The sequence below is a fragment of the Flammeovirga pectinis genome, from assembly GCF_003970675.1.
Lineage (GTDB): Bacteria > Bacteroidota > Bacteroidia > Cytophagales > Flammeovirgaceae > Flammeovirga > Flammeovirga pectinis.
On record NZ_CP034562.1, the window covers coordinates 2,456,722 to 2,474,591 of the forward strand.

Here is a 17,870-nt window from a genome sequence, read left to right on the forward strand (position 1 = left end):
AGGTAACTTGCATAAAACCTCATTTCCAACTAGGTAATGAGGTTTTATTTTAAATAAATAAATATATGTTCTTTAATGCCAAATCAGTTTCCCTCCTTCTAGCATTATGCATTGGGGGTATTACATCTGCTTTTTTATCTTTGATACCAGATGTATCAATCACAGGAGTGATTGTAGGGTTAGTTATAGCATTTTCATCATCCTTTCTTCTTACTTATTTTATTCTTGAATTCATTTTTTTTAAGGAGGTTGGAAATATCCACAGACAAATTCACGAATTACGAAGTAACCAATCTGCTACCTTCGATGTATCTAATGAGTTGGTTAAAAGTAGTAAAAACCCTATTTCTGGAATTAAATCTCAGATAAGAGATTATGCAGAAATGAAGGAAGAAGAAATTGCTCAATTAAAAAAAATGGAGCGTTATAGAAAAGAGTTTCTTGCTAATATATCACATGAACTAAAAACCCCAATTTTTGCCACTCAAGGTTTTATTTTAACATTATTAGATGGAGCTGTTAATGATAAAACTGTTCGAGATCGTTTTCTAAAGAAAGCCGCAAAATCACTAAATGCTTTAAATATTCTTGTTGAAGATCTTTTAACTGTTTCTAAAATAGAAGCTGGAGAAATTTCTATGGATTTTGAAGTTTTCGATATCCAAATTATGATTGTTGATGTTTTAGAACAAGTAGAACAAAAAGCTGAAAAGAAAAATATTACCGTATCTTTGGAAGTTCCTAATGACGATCCAATCTACGTTAATGCAGATTACAATAGATTAAAGCAAGTTGTTATTAATTTAGTTGTTAATGGTATTAAGTATAATGAAAAAGGAGGCTGGGTAAATGTAATTTTGCAAGTTCATGACAACCTAGTCACTTTAATGGTGAAAGATAACGGCATGGGAATCCCTCTTGAGGATCAAAACAGAATTTTTGAGAGGTTTTATAGAGTTGAAAAAAGTAGAACAAAAAAGCAAGGTGGTTCTGGATTAGGGTTAGCAATTTGCAAACATATATTGGAACAACACAATACTTCTATAACTTTGCAAAGTGAAGCTGAAGTAGGTTCAACTTTTTCTTTTGATTTAAATTTAGTTCAAGATACAGAATATGAAAATTCCGAATTTTAAAAAGTGGATCATTTTCGAAAACGATAATTATATTTTGGTAAATAAACCTCCTTATATTTCTTCTTTAGAAGATAGGGACAAAACTTTACCTACAGTTTATCAAGAAGCAAAAAAATATGGTGGAGATACACAGTTGTGCCATCGTTTAGATAAAGAGACTTCTGGCGTTATGGCAATTGCCAAAAACCCTGAGGCCTATAGACATTTAGCAATTCAATTTGAGAAACGCCTTGTAGAAAAAATATACCATGCTGTAGTAGATGGTATTGAAAATTTCGACGGGGTTATGATTGATAGAAATATCCTAGTTTCTGGACGTGGGAATGTTCGTATTGATATCGAAGGAAAGCCGTCTCAGACTGTTGTTAAAACAGAGGAAATTTATAAGTTCCACTCATTGGTTGCTTGTAAACCACTTTCTGGAAGAATGCATCAAATTAGAATTCACATGGCCTATGTTGGCTCTCCTATTATTTCTGATGAAGTTTACGGAGGAAAAACTCCTTTCCTTTCTGATGTAAAAGGACGTAAGTTCAAATTGAAAGATGGCACAGAAGAACAACCATTAATGTCTAGAGTTGCTTTACATGCAAGATCTTTAAAATTTAAAGATCTTGATGGAACAGATATACATATTGAAGCAGAATATCCTAAAGATATGCGTGCCTTGATTACACAATTGAGAAAATTTAAATAACTATGATATCTCCTTATTTCCAAGACCACATGGAAGGTAATGTATGCTTTGGCTGTGGTAGTAAAAATGATGATGGTTTACACATCAAAAGTTATTGGGAGGATGATAAAGCTATCTGTATTTGGAATGCAGAGGAAAAATACCACGGTTGGGCAAATTTGCTTAGCGGTGGTATTTTGTCTACAATAATTGATTGTCATTGTATGGGTACGGCAATGGCTGATGCCTATAAATCAGAAAATAGAGCTTTAGATTCTGCTCCTTTTTATAGATATGCTACAGGTATTTTGAATGTGAAATTTCTAAAACCTACACCAATTAATACTCCTATCAAATTAATAGCAACTATTACAGAACGAAAAGGCAGAAAAATAACAATGCATTGCGAAGCTTGGTCTGACCAAGTAAAAACAGCAGAAGCAGAGGTTATCGCTATCCAAGTTTTTAGTAGTGCTGATAATGCTAAAGAAAACCCATTTATTGATTAATTGATATGTTACCTATAACACATCCTGAAATAGATAAATATATTGAAAAAGTAGCAACTGATGAAGATCCAATTTTGGTGGAATTAGATAGAGCTACTCATTTCCAAGAGAATCTTCCGCATATGCTATCGGGGCATCCTCAAGGACTTTTTCTTACTATCTTATCAAAAAGTATGAACGCAAAAAACGTTCTCGAAATTGGTACTTTTACAGGATATGCAGCAATCGCTCTAGCAAAAGGAATGGATAGTAGTGGACAACTCAATACTATCGAAATTGATGATGAAAAAGAAGACATTATTCAAACCTTCATTAACAAAGCAAACCTTAACGATATTATTAAACTTCATATTGGAGAAGCATTAGAAATTATCCCATCATTAGACGATGAAATTGATATTATCTTTATTGATGCTGATAAGATGAATAATGATGCTTATTTTGAAACCTGCTTACCAAAATTAAGAAGCGGCGGACTTTTGTTAATAGACAATGTTTTATGGAAAGGCAATGTAGCTGATCCTGAAGTAAATGATAAAATGACAAAGGCTATTATGGATTTCAATAGTAAGGTTACATCTGACAAAAGGGTACAAAGTTGCATTTTACCTCTTAGAGATGGCATTTTAATGGCTCAAAAATTGTAGCTTAGCAAAGAATTAATTACATTATTTAGTATCAAGAAAGAATAAACATCTCTTACTCTTTCAACACCAGGTAGTTACAACACCTAATTATGAAAAAAACATATACAATAGGAGTTTTATTGGGCTTAGGTTCAATTCTATCTTCATTTACTCATAACACTGAAAACGATATTATTGCAACACCTCTTGCAATTAATAAAACATTAAGCCCATCACAAAGTGATAACCCTTATCCTATCGTAACAAATGTTCATACGAAAACTGTTAACGGAGAAGAAATAACTTTAGTTGATGCTAATAATATACCTGCATTTATTGCTGGTGCTAATCAAAATTTACTTTTGGTTGCAACATCTTTAGACATTGATGTCAAAAAAATATATAAATATAATGATATGGATGCGTATGATGACTTACAAGAAGGTCATGTATACTATCTAAAAGCGAAAAAAGGCAAAGCTACAACTGCAATGCATACCGTAATTGAAGAGAAAAACCTATGGGAAGTTTCTCAGAAATATGGTATTAAATTGACAAAATTAGCAAAGAAAAACAGAATGGCTAAAGATGATCCTTTGGCTAGAGGTCGTGTTTTATTTTTACAAAAAACTCGTCCAAAATCTGTACCGCCTACAGTTGTTGATGTACCACCTGCTGAAGATGTAGAAGTAATTACTCCAGAAGTAACAGCTGTAGTAACCACTACTGCTGCCGTAGTTGTTGCAGCAGCAGATTCAACTTCACTTTCTTTAGATCCTAATTCTAAAACACATACTGTTCAAGATGGAGAAAGTTTATTTACAATATCAAGAATGTATAATGTAAATATGCTTGACATAAAAGAATGGAATCAAATTGGTGATGACTTATCACTAGAAGAAGGACAAATTCTAATTGTTGGTACTGAAAAATCTTCTGAAGCTAAAATCGAAGAAACTGCAGCTGCAACCACTGTTGTTGCAGCTCAACAAACGGAAGCAGTTAAAGAAGATAGTTTTGCAATAATGCCTCAAGGTGAATATACTAATAGAGGCCCACAAACAAATAATACTGCAGAAACATTTACTGTTGGTGCTATTACAGTTGGTGCAGCCGCTGCGATAGCAGAAGAAGAAACTATTGAAGAAGCTCCAGCCGCTCCTACAACTTATGTTGTTCAAAATGGAGACTCATATTATGGTATTGCTCGTAAGTTTTCTGTTTCCCCTCAAAGTTTACAGGCATGGAACGACAATACTGAATTACACCCAGGTGAATCTATAAGAGTTAGTACCCCTATTAAAAATGCAGGTGTTATGACAGTTGCAGGAGCTAATGGTATTGATGCTAAAGGTGAATTCTCAGGAGAAATTAAAACACATACTGTAGAAAGTGGTGAAACTGTAGAGAAAATTGCACAAAAATACGGAATACCATCTTCAGATATATATGGATTTAATGCAGCAAGATTAAAAGGTGAACAACCTAAAAGAGGTATGTTACTCCAAATACCTATTAGATCTGCTAATGCTACTCCAGAAGTAGTTGCTACTACTAATTACGATCAACCTGCTGTTCAACAAGCAGTAAATGATCCATACAATCAAGTAGCATCAGAAAAGCCTGTTTCTACTACAACAGTAGCCGTAGTTGCTGCTACTGTATCTGAGGACGTTATTGAACAACCAAAAGAAGAAGTTATCATTGAAAGCACAACTACTCACACAGTTGTAAAGGGAGAAACTTTATTTGCGGTATCAAGAAAAACAGGTGTTTATCATAAAGATTTAATTAAATGGAATAACCTTCCTTCTAATGGAGCAATAAACGTTGGGCAAGTATTGCAACTTACACCTTCTGATAATATTAGTGAAGTACAAGATGATAATGTAGCTACTGCCTCAGTTGCTGCAACAACTACTACTTCACAAAATAATGCCTCAGTTGCTGAATATCATGTTGTAGAAAAAGGAGATACACTTTACTCTGTGTCTCGTAAATATGGAACTAGCGTTTCTGATATAAAGAATTTTAATGATATGTCTGCTAATGAGATTAAAATTGGTCAACGCCTAAGAGTCAAATAAGTAGAGCATATTTTAAACATGAAAAGGAACCCTAGTGGTTCCTTTTTTTATGTCCAAAAATCTAGATTAAATCTATATAAATGTTTATGTATACATTTATTAAGACTAGTCTAGTAATTATTTTTTCGAAAATGAAGTTATTATGATTGCATGGACAGAAACAATTTATTTTGTTAGGTGGTTGACATCTATATTTTTTGTACATTTGCACTTCAAAATTCAGACAGACAAGTCTTATTTATTATTAACAAGATACAATTATGCCAGGAACGGAATATTTTGGTGAAGAAGAAAAAAAAGAAGTAAATGACGTATTAGAGTCAGGAATGCTTTTTAGATATAACCATGATAACCAACGTAACGGACATTGGAAAGCAAGAGAATTTGAACAACTTTTTGAAGAGTACACAGGAGCTAAACATGCTCATGCTGTATCAAGTGGTTCTGCTGCTGTTGCTTGTATGATGGCTGCTGCTGGTATTGGATATAAAGATGAGGTAATTTGTACTCCTTTTACATTCATTGCTCCTATTGAAGCAGTTTTATTTGCAGGTGGCATTCCTGTATTTGCTGAAGTAGACGAAACTTTAAATTTAAGTGCAGCATCTATTGAAGCTGCAATTACTCCAAATACAAAAGCAGTTCTTTTAATACATATGTGTGGTGCTGCTGCAGACCTTGATGGTATTAAAGCAGTTTGCAAAAAACATAATATTAAACTTTTAGAAGATGCCGGACAAGCTTTAGGTACATTCTACAAAGGAAAACATGTTGGTTTACATGGTGAAGCTGGTGCTGTTTCTTTTGATTTTTTCAAAATTACAACAGCTGGTGAAGGTGGTGTTTGTTTTACAAATGACACTGAAAAATATGAAATTATGGGTCAATTCTCTGACCATGGTCACTCACACATAGGTGATAACAGAGGAATGGAATCGCATCCAATCATGGGTTTTAATTATAGATTAGGCGAATTGAATGCTGCAGTTGCAGTTGCTCAAATGCGTAAGCTAGAAATGATCCGTGAGAATAATATAAAAAATAAAACAATCTTAAAAGAACGCTTAAGAAAAGAAGTTCCTTTTATTACTTTCCGTTGTCTTCCAGACGAAGAAGGTGATTCTGCTACTTTCTTAAACTTCTTTATGGAAACTCCTGAGTTAGCACAAGCTGCTGCTAATCAGTGTGCAAAAGATGGTGTTGGTGTTGCTTATTGGTACACAAACATGTATCATTTCATTAATCAGTGGGATCATTTAAAGGCGTTAAAATCTCCTTATAAATTAGCAATCCATGATTATGAAAACCGTCAAGATTACAATGCTTTAGAGTTACCTAAATCACAAAATATCATTGGTAGATTATTATCTGTTGGTATTCGTGCTACTTGGACAGAGGCAGAAGTAAATAAACTTGCTGATGATATCATCGCTTCTCTTCATGCTGTAGTTGCAGTAAACTAATTTATTAAGATGCATAAGAATTTTAAAAATATAGATAAAATCGTTTACGGTAAAGGTTCATTTAATCAAATAGATGAAATCTTAGCTCCAAAACGTACTGAAAATGATGGCTTCATGGTATTTATCGTTGATAAATACTTTGAAGGCAAGGAATTAGCAAATCGTATTCCTGCAAAAGTAGAAGATATGGTTTTCTTTGAAGATATTGATCAATATGAGCCAACTACAGATCAGGTAGATAACTTAAGAGATCAAATTCTTGCAGACAAAGGTATTCCTGCTGGTATTATTGGTATTGGCGGTGGTTCTATTATGGATATTGCAAAAGCTTTATCTTTAATGGTAACAAACGAAGGCTCATCTCAGTTATACCAAGGTCTTAATTTAGTTAAGAAAGCGGGTATTTACCATATGGGTGTACCTACAGTTGCAGGTACTGGAGCAGAATGTTCTATGACTGCTGTATTAACAGGTCCAGTTAAAAAACTTGGTTTAAAATGTGATTGGACTGTTTTCAATCAAGCTGTTTTAGATCCTGAATTATTAAGTACTGTAGAAAGAGACCAATGGTTCTATACAGGAATGGATTGCTATATCCACTGTATTGAAGCTGAAAGTGGTTTATATTTCAACGCTTATTCTAAAGCATACGGCGATCAAGCTTTATCATTATGTAGAGAAATTTACCTAGGTGAAGAAGCTGGTCAAACTTTAGAGAACGATGAGAAACTAATGATTGCCTCTTTATTTGGAGGTCTTAGTTTAACATACTCAGAAGTTGGTGCTTGTCATGCTTTATCTTATGGCTTATCTAAAATATTAGGATATAGACATGGATATGCTAACTGTGTTGCATTTAACCACTTAAAAGAATTCTATGGTGATGCTGTAGATGAATTTAAGTCGATGGTTGAAAAACATAATGTTACACTTCCACAAGGTATTTCTAAAGAGTGGTCTGAAGAAACAATTGATCAAATGGCTGAAGTTGCTTACAACTTACCACACATGTGGAATCATGCTATTGGACTTGATTGGAAAGAAAAATGGACTAAAGAAGATATCAAAGAGTTATATAGAAGGTTATAATTACTTATATCCTTACATGATAAGGAAAAAGCATACTATTAATTTAGTATGCTTTTTTTATGTTTGTATATTTATTTATTCTTTAATACACTATGATTCATAAGCTTACATAACCAGCATGAAAATTAACTATTTAGAATTAACAAAAGAAGAAATCATTAGCGAGCTAGAAGATACGAAACAGAGAGAATTACTTTGGAAACAAAGGTTTGAATCTTCAATTAGTAATACTTCTGTTTCGAAAGGTGACTTTATCAAAAACTTCCTTAATGACACTACTTTAGGTTATTGGGAATGGGATTTTGAGTCTAATAAGGAGTTTCTTAGTGACCGTTACATTGATATGTTTGGGTACAATAGAAACAATTTCCCTTCCATTCAAGAAGCATGGCAAGATATGGTTCATGATGAGGACATTCCTGAAATGATGAAAGCATTAGAAGAACATATTGCATCTCATGGAGAGAAAATATTTCATAATATTGCTCGTTGGAAAAACAAAAATAACCAGATAGTTTGGGTATACTGTCGCGGACAGGTGGCTGAATGGCAAGAAAGTGGAGAACCAAAAAAACTAATTGGGTACCACATTGACATAACATCTCAAAAAGAGGTCACAAATTTAAAAAACACAAAAGTTCAATTAGAGCAAAAGAATAAAGAACTTCATAGAATAAATGAAGAACTCAATCGATTTGTTTATAGTGCCTCTCATGATCTAAAGTCTCCTATATCATCGGCAATGTCACTAATTGACTTATATAATAATTCAGAAGATAAAAATAATGTTGATGAATATATCACTTTAGTTTCGAAGTGCCTTTCTACATTAGATCATTTTGCAGAAAAAATAGTAGACACATTAAAAATGCAAAATGTAGCTTTAAATACTACTTGTATTAATATTAATGATATGATGCAAGAAATTGTCAATGATTTATCATTCCTACCAAATGCTCAGAAAGTAAAAGTACAATGGACAAGCGATGATTTTGAATGGAAAACAGATGATTACAGATTAAGGTTAATCATATCTAATCTCGTTTCTAATGGAATTAAATATTGTAACCTTTTTGAAGACAAGTCTTATGTAAGGCTTAAGTTTTCATCAGAAAATAAAGTTGGCAATGTTATTATTGAAGATAATGGTAAAGGAATTACTTCCGAAAATCAAAAATCTATTTATAATATGTTCTTTAGAGCTGACAATAGTGAGAATGGAACAGGTTTAGGTCTTTATATTGTTAAGGAAACTCTTGATAAACTCAATGGACAGATCAACCTTAAATCAATTTATGGTAAAGGATCTAAATTTGACATCCACGTACCTCTATTCTAAATCTTGTTTCGTAATTCGAATTTTAATCATATTTTTACCCTAATAATTTCCTAAAATCAATTTAAACTCGAATGAGTAAAGAAGATAACTGCACAAATTGTAGAAATAAATTAAAACCCGAAGACCAATTTTGTTCTCAATGTGGACAAAGTAGAATTGATTATTTTACTGGCTTTAAAACAATTTTAAAAGACACTTTAGATGAAGTATTTGGTATAGATTCAAAATTCAAACATACAATCTTACCTTTTCTCACAAAACCTCAATTTTTAACAGAAGAATTTCTAAAAGGGAAAAGACAATTTTATGTCCATCCAATTAGGTTATATCTTTTCTGTAGTATTGTTTTTATTTTTATTTTCAATAATATAATTATTGACAAGCATACTATAAAACTTGATCTTGATAAAATATTTTCTAGTCAAGAAAATACTCAATCAAATCTTAATGATTTAAATACAGAAGATACAGATAGTTTTAACCTTCACTTCTCCGATACAAATGAAGAGGATTCTATAAACACAAAACACCTTCTTAAGGTAATTGATTTTATAAAAACATCTAATGATTTTTCTGATAAAACTATTAAAGATTCATTAGATGTTAAGGAGTGGTATCAGGTGAAATTAATAAGACAATCACATTATTTTTATTCAGAAAAAGGGGTCACATTTTTTGAAGCTGTATTAGAGAATATTCCTATTGCCATCATGCTTCTAGTCCCTTTATTTGCACTATACCTTAAGTTATTGTACGTTAGAAAAAAACAAAACTTCTACATTCAGCATCTAATTTTCTCAATGCACTTACATGCATTTTCATTAGTTTTTTTCAGCTTTTTCTTAATTTTCGCTAAAATTGACTTTACTTCTACTGACCTATTTTTACTACCAATTATTTTATATTGGCTAGTTATCTCTGGGTTAATGTTTAAAAAGTTTTATGATCAGAATTGGTTTAAAACAATAACAAAAATCTGTATTGCGTACAGTATCCATATATTCATGATATTTTGGGTTGTTCTTTTAGAACTCTTTATTAGCCTACTAATATTTTGACATAAAAAAACCCACTGAGAGACGCTTTTCTCAGTGGGCAAAATATCGAGCTTACTTTAGTGATTACACAGAAGCAGGCTCATTCTCGAAAATCGATTCTAATATTGACATGGCAGCTTCTCTACCATCTAAGGCTGCAGTAACAACCAAATCAGCACCTCTTACACTATCACCTCCAGCAAAAACATTCTTAAGTGATGTTTCTCCTTTAGCATTAGTTTTAATTGCACCCCATTGGTTTGTTTCCACACCTGATTTAGTGATCCAATTTAACTTCTCGTTATTGAATCCAAGTGCTAAAATGATTACATCTGCTTCAACAATTGCTTCAGATCCTTCAATTTCACTTACTGCTTGTCTTCCAGATGCATCAGGCTCAGATAATTTCATATCTACGAATTTTGCTCCGTAAACATTACCTTTTTCATCGGCAACAAAGTTCTTAGGTGATTTCAAGAATTTAAACTCTACACCTTCATCTTTTGCCGCTCTTACCTCTTTACGGCTACCAGGCATGTTTTCCTCATCACGACGGTATAAACAAGTTACCTTTGCAGCTTTCTCACGAATTGAAGTACGTACACAGTCCATAGCAGTATCACCACCACCAATAACTACAACACGCTTTCCTTCAACATCGTATTTTTTATCGAATTGTTGTATTTCGATTTTCTTTTGGATGTTCGTTAAGAACGGAACAGCCATATAGATATTATCAGAATTATATGCTTCATCATCTAAAGCACGACCTGCCATTGCTCCTAAACCAAGGAATACAGCATCATGCTCTTTTTGTAATTCAGCTAATGTTACATCAGTTCCGATATCAACACCTAATTTTAATTCCATACCAGCATCAAGAAGAATTTGCACTCTTCTTTCCACTGCTGCTTTTTCTAATTTAAAGCCAGGGATACCGTATGTAAGTAACCCTCCAGCTTTATCAGCCTTATCATAAACAACAGGTTTAACACCCGCTCTCAATAAGAAAGTTGCAGCAGATAAACCTGCAGGTCCAGAACCAACGATAGCAACAGTTTTACCTGTCATTTCATCAGCAAATTCTGGTTTGAAACCTTTCTTGAAACCTTTCTCTGAAATAGCAACTTCGATAGAACCAATTGTAATTGCTCCAATTGTTTCTTCTTCATTACCATCATTTAAAGTACAAGCACCTTCACACAAACGATCTTGTGGACAGATACGACCTAAGATTTCTGGGAAAGGTGAGCTTTCATTTGAAATTTCAAAAGCTTGTTTTAAATCTTTTTCAGCGATAAAACGAAGCCATTGAGGAATATAATTACTTAGAGGACACCCAACTGATGAACAATATGGGTTACCACATTGCACACATCTACTTGCTTGTGATGCTGTTTCTGAAGTTGAATAAACTTCACTGATTTCATCAAAGTTTCCTACTCTTTCGTCAGCTGGACGAAGTGTTGGAGAGATGCGCTCTATTTTAGTGAATTCGTACATTGTCTTAATTTTTTTAGGTAACAGTAAAATCAGGTGACTCACGTTTGTAAGTCACCAAATCATTTAGTTGCCCTCCATTGGATTTAATGGAGATTTCATATCTTTTGAAGTAACCATGTAGAAGTAACGTACTTCTTCACGGAAGTGATCTAGGATATGTTTAGCTTGTGTTGAACCTGTGCGGAACAAGTAGCTTCTTAAGATACGTTGTAAGTAGAAACGTCCTTCGTCTCCCTCATCAGTATCAATACGTCTTGCTTTGATAAGTTCTTGGTTCATTTTATCAATGAATGAGTTTGTCTTATCATAAACAAAAGCTACACCACCAGTCATACCTGCACCGAAGTTATTTCCTGTATCACCAAGAATAACTACTGTACCACCCGTCATATATTCACAAGGGTGATCGCCTGTACCTTCAACAACAGCAAGAGCTCCAGAGTTTCTTACGGCAAAACGCTCACCGACTTTACCTCTTACAAACAACTTACCACCTGTTGCTCCATACAAACAAGTATTACCAGCTAAACTACGTCCTTCAGATTCGCCGTCACGAGGAGTTATGATGATTTGCCCTCCACTCATACCTTTACCTACGTAATCGTTACCTGTACCTCTTAGAGATAACAACATACCATGACTTAGTAAACAACCGAATGATTGTCCTGCTGTACCTTTTAAGTTAATTGAGATACATTCTTTTGGTAAACCTTTTTTACCGTGGAATTCCGCAATCTGACCAGAAATTCTAGCACCAAAACTACGGTTTGTATTTACAATTTCTTTATCTAAGACAGTTCTATAATGTGGTCCTTTGATTACAGGCATTAATTCTTCAAGAATTGCTTGCTCATATTCGTTAGGATCGAAAGGATCATTACTTGCTTTTTCTCTAATGTTTTTACCTTCTGTGTAGTATAGAACATCTTTGAAATCAAACTTCTGAGCAAACTCATCATCAACCACTTTTAATAAGCGAGAGTGACCGATAATTTCATCCATTGAAGTGTAACCAAGTTCTGCTAAGATTTCTCTTACCTCTTGCGCCATTGCTTGAAGGTAATTTACTACTCCTTTAACAGTACCCATATAGTATGCTCTTAATTGCTCTGACTGAGTTGCAATACCCACAGAACATTTATTAAGGTGACATACTCTTAATATTTTACAACCAATTGTTGTTAATAATGAAGTACCAAATGCAAAGCTCTCAGCTCCGATCATAGCAGCTTTAACAAGATCTAAACCTGTTTTAAGACCACCATCTGTTTGTACTTCTACAAAATCACGAAGACCGTTAACTTTTAATGCGTTGTGTGCTTCTGCCAAACCAAGTTCCCAAGGATTACCTGCAAATTTGATTGAACCTAATTGAGCAGCACCCGTACCACCATCTGCACCAGAGATAATAATTTTATCTGCATATGCTTTAGCAACACCTACTGCAATTGTACCAACACCTGCAGTTGAAACCAATTTCACACAAATACGTGCTTTTGGATTCACTTGCTTTAAATCGAAGATTAGTTGTGCTAAATCTTCAATTGAATAAATATCATGATGTGGAGGAGGTGAAATTAAAGTTACACCAGGAATTGTACATCTTAATGATGCAATTAAAGGAGTTACTTTAGCACCCGGTAATTGTCCACCTTCACCTGGCTTAGCACCTTGAGCTACTTTAATTTGGATTTCTTCTGCATTACGTAAATAATGAGGAGTAACACCAAAACGACCCGAGGCAACTTGCTTAATTTTACTATTTTTATTTGTTCCAAAACGTACAGGATCTTCTCCCCCTTCACCAGAGTTTGATTGACCACCGATTTGGTTCATTGCTTGAGCCAATGCTTCGTGAGCTTCAGGAGAAATTGAACCTAAAGACATTGCTGCAGAAGTAAATCTTTTTGTGATTGCTTCTACTGGCTCTACTTGATCGATGCTAATTGACTTACGGTCAGATTTGAACTCAAAGAAATCACGAATCATTCGTAACCCTCTATTATTCACCTGATCTCTTAAATCTGCATAATCTTCTTTTCTACCTGTAACAGCAAACTTTCTCAAGCTTTTAGCTACTGTTGGTGCAAAATCGTGGAATTCTCCATTTTCTGCATACTTGTAGAATGAACCAACTTCTAAAGGATACATCTTCTTGATATATCTAGTTTTAAAAGCTGCTTTACGATATGATTTAACTCTTTCTTCGATATCTGCAAAAGATAATCCTGGGATTAAAGCTTCTGATCTTACGAAACAAGATTCAACAATTTCACGACTTAAACCAATTGCATCAAATAATGATGAATTTTGGTAACTTTCGATTGTTGCAATACCCATTTTAGACATAATCTTAAGAAGGCCTGCATTAAGTGCTTTTTGCACTTTAATCAATGCCTTCTTACGCGTCATGTAAGTAGTTGCTCCAACGTTTTCAGCCACTTGAAGTGCTGTACCAAATAACAAGTAAGGATAAATGCCTGTAACACCCATTGCTAACATTACTGCAGCTGAATGTGAATCATTTACTTCACCTGTGATGGCAACAATAGATACATTTGATCTTAATCCTTTATTAGCAAGGTAGTTACTGATATAACCCGCAGCCATTGCCATTGGAATCAATTGATTATCCTTAGATAAACCACGATCATCTAACATTACAATTGCAGTATCTTCATCTCTAACAGATACTTCAACCTCTTCACCTAATTTAATTAATGAAGCTTGTAAGTCATTTGTAAATACCGTACTGAAAGATTTTGTATTGTACTGGTAATCATATAATGATTCTCCTTCTGTACCAAACTTACGAAGTACTTCAAAATGCTCATAACTTAAGATTGGAGACATTGCCTTCAATCTATGTGCATTCATTGGTCCATCAATAAGAATGTTATTATTTCTACCAAAAGTAACAGCTGTAGACATTACCATCTTCTCACGAAGTGGATCAATCGGAGGGTTTGTTACTTGAGCAAACTTCTGACGGAAATAATCTGTGAAGTTTCTTTGTACTTTACTAAAACAAGCAAGCGGTGTATCATCACCCATAGAACCTGTATCTTCTTTACCCATTTCAATCATTGGGCGAATTACTTGTTCTAATACCTCATTTGTATAGTTATGGTATCTTTGCTTATCAACAATATCATCATAACGGTAATCATCCATAGTTAAGAAGTTCTTATCTACGTGTTCCATTAAGTATGCACTGTTCTCATGAATCCACTTACCCCAAGGGCGAGATTCTTTAAGATAAGTATTGATTTCCTCGTGTTTAAGGATCGTTCCGTAACGTAAATCAATACCAATCATCTGACCTGACTGTAGTTTACCTTGTTCCTTAATATTACTTTCCGCTAGGTCAATAACACCATATTCAGAACTAATGATAATTCTATCGTCATTTGTTACAATATATTTTGCTGGTCTTAAGCCATTTCTATCAAGGATACAACCTAAATGTCTACCGTCACATAAGTTAAGGGCAGCTGGTCCATCCCATGCTTCAAAATTACTTGCAGCATATTCGTAGAATGATCTTAATTTAGCATCTAAATTTGGTACGTTTTGCCAAGGCGCAGGCACTAATGAACGTGCTGCTTGGAAGAAATCCATTCCTGCAGTTACCAAAAATTCGAATACATTATCTAAAGATGCACTATCCGAACCATCAGGCACTAATATTGGGAAGATTCTATCCAATTCTTCCTCTGTAAACACATCACTTTTTAATACCTCTTCCTTAATTGTAAAGTTAAATCTATTTGCTTGAATAGAGTTAATTTCACCATTATGAGCTAAAGTTCTAAAAGGTTGTGCCAAACGCCATTGTGGTAATGTGTTTGTAGAGAAACGTTGATGAAATACTGCAAACGTCACTTCGAATTCGTCTTGACCTAAGTCTAAGAATAATTCTTTAATGTGCGTTGGCATCACCAAACCTTTATAAGAAATTACTTTCTCAGAGAATGAAGGAATATAGAAACCTTCATCATTAGAAAGTTTATGTTCAACTTCTTTTCTTGTTAAGTATAGTAACGCAGAGAAGCGCTTTGTAGACATTAATGCGTTTGGAACAACAAATGCCTGAACAATTTCAGGTAGTAGTTCAAAAGCTTGCTTACCTAATACTTCAGTATTTAAAGGTACTTTTCTAAAGAATAATACTTTTAAATCATTTTTCTCACAGTATTCTGAGAATACTTCTTTTTGTTTCTTCTCGTCAGTTAAGAACATCATTGCCACTGCATATCTTTGCGGCAAATCAATTCCATTCAATTCTGCCTCTTTACGCATAAAGCGGTCAGGCATTGAAAACAAGAATCCACTACCATCACCACTAACACCATCGGCTGCAATAGCTCCACGGTGAATCATACGTGATAAGGCTTCAATAGCGTCTAAAGTCATTTGCCTCGAAGGATTCGCTTTGTAGTTGGCAATCATACCAAAACCACAATTATCCTTAAAGGCCGTTAATCTGTGTTCCATAATAAAGCGTCTTCCAATTTTCGATATTTGTTGACCTTTGATGAAGCCGGTTTGTTAGCTACAGTAATTAGTATAGCAATATGCTAAGATTATTAGCTGTGTGTAATTGCTTCTGTCTAACTTCATCAGAGTTTTTTGTTCACAACACTGTCAAATATAAGAGTAATTTTTATTAAATCATTAAAAAATTACACCTTTCAATGAATATTTTGCATTAATAAGATGTTTTGTCACAAAATCACAAAATCTAGTTTTAAATATAACAAACATCAGTAAGTAGTTTAAAATTGTATTTTATACATTTTTAAATTTCATGTTTTAATGCAAAAAGTATATTTTTCTATTGATTTTCTTGTTGTAAATAAGAAAGGAGTTCTTCTTTATTTTTTAATGTAATACTAGTTCGAGTGTAGTCTATTATGCCTTGTTTCTTATACTTGCTCATTAATTTAGATACAGTCTCTCGGGACGTACCAATTAATTTAGCCATATCATTCTGAGAATAATGATGTTTTACAATTTCATTATCTTTAAAATTCTCCTCAAATATATCCTTGATAAATTCTATTAACCGTTCTTCAGCATCTTTGCAAACAAGAATTTCTAATCGCCTTTCTATTTTTTTTACTCGTAAACCAATCAATTTGTAGATAAACAAACCAAACCGTTCATTATCTCTCATCAATTGTCTCATTTTATCAATAGATAGTAAGCATAATGCTGTATTATCGCCTTCAGCTATAGCATATTCTTCTCTTTCGCTTTGACCTAAAAGTACTTTTTCACCAAAAATTTCACCTTTGGTTAATAAAAGTTTAACTATCTCCTCTCCTTCTTGATTGTATTTACACAGTTTTACTTTCCCTTTACTCACTAGATATAGCTTTTGTTCTGTATCTTCTGGGAAATAAATAACTTCTCCTTTTTTAAAAAGAAGACCATTGTTTTTAAAGTAACTATTGATTTTTGTTGGGCATAAAATTGAGTACAAATCAAAATTATGCATGTGCCAGAGTGTTTCCATAATAATAAGAAGAAAGGTGTAAATAAAACTCCAGGCTATTAGTTTTTAAGACTTAACAGGTGGTTCTAACATTTTAAAGAGATTATAATCGTATAATTCTTTATCCATCAAATGTGAAGGTGATACATTTTTGATTGCATTAAAAATCACTTCTGTTCTATTCGGATAATTAACTTCCCAATCTTTCAGCATCCCTTTTACCATTTGCCTTTGTAATTTAGGTTGTGAACCACATAAGTTGCAAGGAATAATAGGAAATTGTTTAAGCTCAGAATATTCTTCTATATCTTTTTCTTTGCAATAAGCCAGAGGGCGAATTACGATATGCTTTTGATCGTCTGTTTTGTAAATAGGAGGCATTGCTTCCAACTTACCACTAAAAAACATATTTAATAGGAAGGTCTCAATGATGTCTTCTCTATGATGACCTAATGCTATTTTTGTAATACCCATTTCAGAAGCTGCAGTATACAATGTTCCTCTTCGTAAACGAGAACATAAACTACACATTGTTTTACCTTCTTCTAACTTTTCTGTAACAATTGAGTAGGTATCTTTATTTAAGATTTTATAGTTTACCCCTAATCCATCTAAATATTCTGGTAATATATGTTCTGGAAAACCTGGTTGTTTTTGATCTAAGTTGACAGCAACTATTTCAAAATCATATTTTTTTGTATGCTGAACATGTAATAATATGTTAAGCATTGTATAACTATCTTTACCACCAGAAAGGCAAACCATAATCTTGTCACCATCTTCAATTAAATTATAATCATCGATAGCTTTCCAGACGTTACGGTGTAAACGTTTCTGTAATTTTACTTGCTCGGGAGTGAATTCTGCTGTCATTTTAAATAAATTTTCCACAAAGGTACAAGAAA

At 33.5% G+C, this 17,870-nt stretch carries 13 protein-coding genes; 9 read left to right on the forward strand and 4 right to left on the reverse strand.

The genetic code is table 11. The features are described 5' to 3' along the window. Positions 1-65 precede the first annotated feature (65 nt). The 9 genes from EI427_RS09770 to EI427_RS09810 all read left to right on the forward strand — a co-directional run bounded on the left by EI427_RS09770 (position 66) and on the right by EI427_RS09810 (position 9,983). Positions 66-1,136, forward strand: coding sequence for a sensor histidine kinase (locus tag EI427_RS09770; RefSeq protein WP_126614099.1), 1,071 nt, complete (start codon positions 66-68; stop codon positions 1,134-1,136). Continuing rightward, entirely contained in the window at positions 1,117-1,833 is a 717-nt protein-coding gene (locus EI427_RS09775; protein WP_126614101.1) for an RluA family pseudouridine synthase, read from the forward strand. The genes EI427_RS09770 and EI427_RS09775 overlap by 20 nt, the downstream gene beginning before the upstream one ends. A 2-nt stretch (positions 1,834-1,835) precedes the next feature. After that, positions 1,836-2,321 carry a PaaI family thioesterase gene (locus EI427_RS09780; RefSeq protein WP_126614103.1) on the forward strand — a complete coding sequence of 162 codons (486 nt, stop codon included), beginning with the start codon at positions 1,836-1,838 and terminating at the stop codon, positions 2,319-2,321. A 5-nt stretch (positions 2,322-2,326) separates the two neighbouring features. Then, entirely contained in the window at positions 2,327-2,968 is a 642-nt protein-coding gene (locus tag EI427_RS09785; protein WP_126614105.1) for an O-methyltransferase, read from the forward strand. An 89-nt stretch (positions 2,969-3,057) separates the two neighbouring features. Then, complete coding sequence (locus tag EI427_RS09790) at positions 3,058-5,034, forward strand: LysM peptidoglycan-binding domain-containing protein (protein ID WP_126614107.1); 1,977 nt, start codon at positions 3,058-3,060, stop codon at positions 5,032-5,034. A 260-nt stretch (positions 5,035-5,294) separates the two neighbouring features. Next, a complete protein-coding gene (locus tag EI427_RS09795) occupies positions 5,295-6,497 on the forward strand; it encodes a DegT/DnrJ/EryC1/StrS family aminotransferase (RefSeq protein WP_126614109.1) in 1,203 nt (400 codons plus the stop codon). Positions 6,498-6,506: 9 nt separating this feature from the next. Then, positions 6,507-7,586 carry an iron-containing alcohol dehydrogenase family protein gene (locus EI427_RS09800; protein WP_126614111.1) on the forward strand — a complete coding sequence of 360 codons (1,080 nt, stop codon included), beginning with the start codon at positions 6,507-6,509 and terminating at the stop codon, positions 7,584-7,586. 118 nt (positions 7,587-7,704) lie between these two features. Beyond that, positions 7,705-8,925: a sensor histidine kinase gene (locus tag EI427_RS09805; protein ID WP_126614113.1), complete on the forward strand. Its 1,221-nt coding sequence runs from the start codon at positions 7,705-7,707 to the stop codon at positions 8,923-8,925. 71 nt (positions 8,926-8,996) lie between these two features. After that, positions 8,997-9,983, forward strand: coding sequence for a DUF3667 domain-containing protein (locus EI427_RS09810; protein ID WP_126614115.1), 987 nt, complete (start codon positions 8,997-8,999; stop codon positions 9,981-9,983). Between the two features lie 63 nt (positions 9,984-10,046). Here the strand turns inward: EI427_RS09810 and EI427_RS09815 are convergent, their stop codons facing one another. The 4 genes from EI427_RS09815 to ttcA form a co-directional block, all read right to left on the reverse strand. Further along, a complete protein-coding gene (locus EI427_RS09815; protein ID WP_126614117.1) occupies positions 10,047-11,465 on the reverse strand; it encodes a glutamate synthase subunit beta in 1,419 nt (472 codons plus the stop codon). 63 nt (positions 11,466-11,528) lie between these two features. Beyond that, a complete protein-coding gene (gene gltB, locus EI427_RS09820; RefSeq protein WP_126614119.1) occupies positions 11,529-15,962 on the reverse strand; it encodes a glutamate synthase large subunit in 4,434 nt (1,477 codons plus the stop codon). Positions 15,963-16,302: 340 nt separating this feature from the next. Continuing rightward, positions 16,303-16,986, reverse strand: a complete 684-nt coding sequence (locus tag EI427_RS09825) for a Crp/Fnr family transcriptional regulator (RefSeq protein WP_126614121.1) — start codon at positions 16,984-16,986, stop codon at positions 16,303-16,305. Between the two features lie 45 nt (positions 16,987-17,031). Next, positions 17,032-17,838 (reverse strand): tRNA 2-thiocytidine(32) synthetase TtcA, encoded by an 807-nt coding sequence (gene ttcA / locus EI427_RS09830; RefSeq protein WP_126614123.1) that lies wholly within the window; start codon positions 17,836-17,838, stop codon positions 17,032-17,034. Between the last annotated feature and the right edge of the window lie 32 nt (positions 17,839-17,870).

What these genes read in the sequence shown, in the direction of transcription:
- EI427_RS09775 (WP_126614101.1), top strand. Translation starts at nt 1,117, where the DNA reads ATGAAAATTCCGAATTTTAAAAAGTGGATCATTTTCGAAAACGATAAT.
- EI427_RS09810 (WP_126614115.1), top strand. Translation starts at nt 8,997, where the DNA reads ATGAGTAAAGAAGATAACTGCACAAATTGTAGAAATAAATTAAAACCC.
- EI427_RS09790 (WP_126614107.1), top strand. Translation starts at nt 3,058, where the DNA reads ATGAAAAAAACATATACAATAGGAGTTTTATTGGGCTTAGGTTCAATT.
- EI427_RS09805 (WP_126614113.1), top strand. Translation starts at nt 7,705, where the DNA reads ATGAAAATTAACTATTTAGAATTAACAAAAGAAGAAATCATTAGCGAG.
- EI427_RS09795 (WP_126614109.1), top strand. Translation starts at nt 5,295, where the DNA reads ATGCCAGGAACGGAATATTTTGGTGAAGAAGAAAAAAAAGAAGTAAAT.
- EI427_RS09815 (WP_126614117.1), bottom strand. Translation starts at nt 11,465, where the DNA reads ATGTACGAATTCACTAAAATAGAGCGCATCTCTCCAACACTTCGTCCA.
- EI427_RS09780 (WP_126614103.1), top strand. Translation starts at nt 1,836, where the DNA reads ATGATATCTCCTTATTTCCAAGACCACATGGAAGGTAATGTATGCTTT.
- ttcA (WP_126614123.1), bottom strand. Translation starts at nt 17,838, where the DNA reads ATGACAGCAGAATTCACTCCCGAGCAAGTAAAATTACAGAAACGTTTA.
- EI427_RS09825 (WP_126614121.1), bottom strand. Translation starts at nt 16,986, where the DNA reads ATGGAAACACTCTGGCACATGCATAATTTTGATTTGTACTCAATTTTA.
- gltB (WP_126614119.1), bottom strand. Translation starts at nt 15,962, where the DNA reads ATGGAACACAGATTAACGGCCTTTAAGGATAATTGTGGTTTTGGTATG.
- EI427_RS09770 (WP_126614099.1), top strand. Translation starts at nt 66, where the DNA reads ATGTTCTTTAATGCCAAATCAGTTTCCCTCCTTCTAGCATTATGCATT.
- EI427_RS09800 (WP_126614111.1), top strand. Translation starts at nt 6,507, where the DNA reads ATGCATAAGAATTTTAAAAATATAGATAAAATCGTTTACGGTAAAGGT.
- EI427_RS09785 (WP_126614105.1), top strand. Translation starts at nt 2,327, where the DNA reads ATGTTACCTATAACACATCCTGAAATAGATAAATATATTGAAAAAGTA.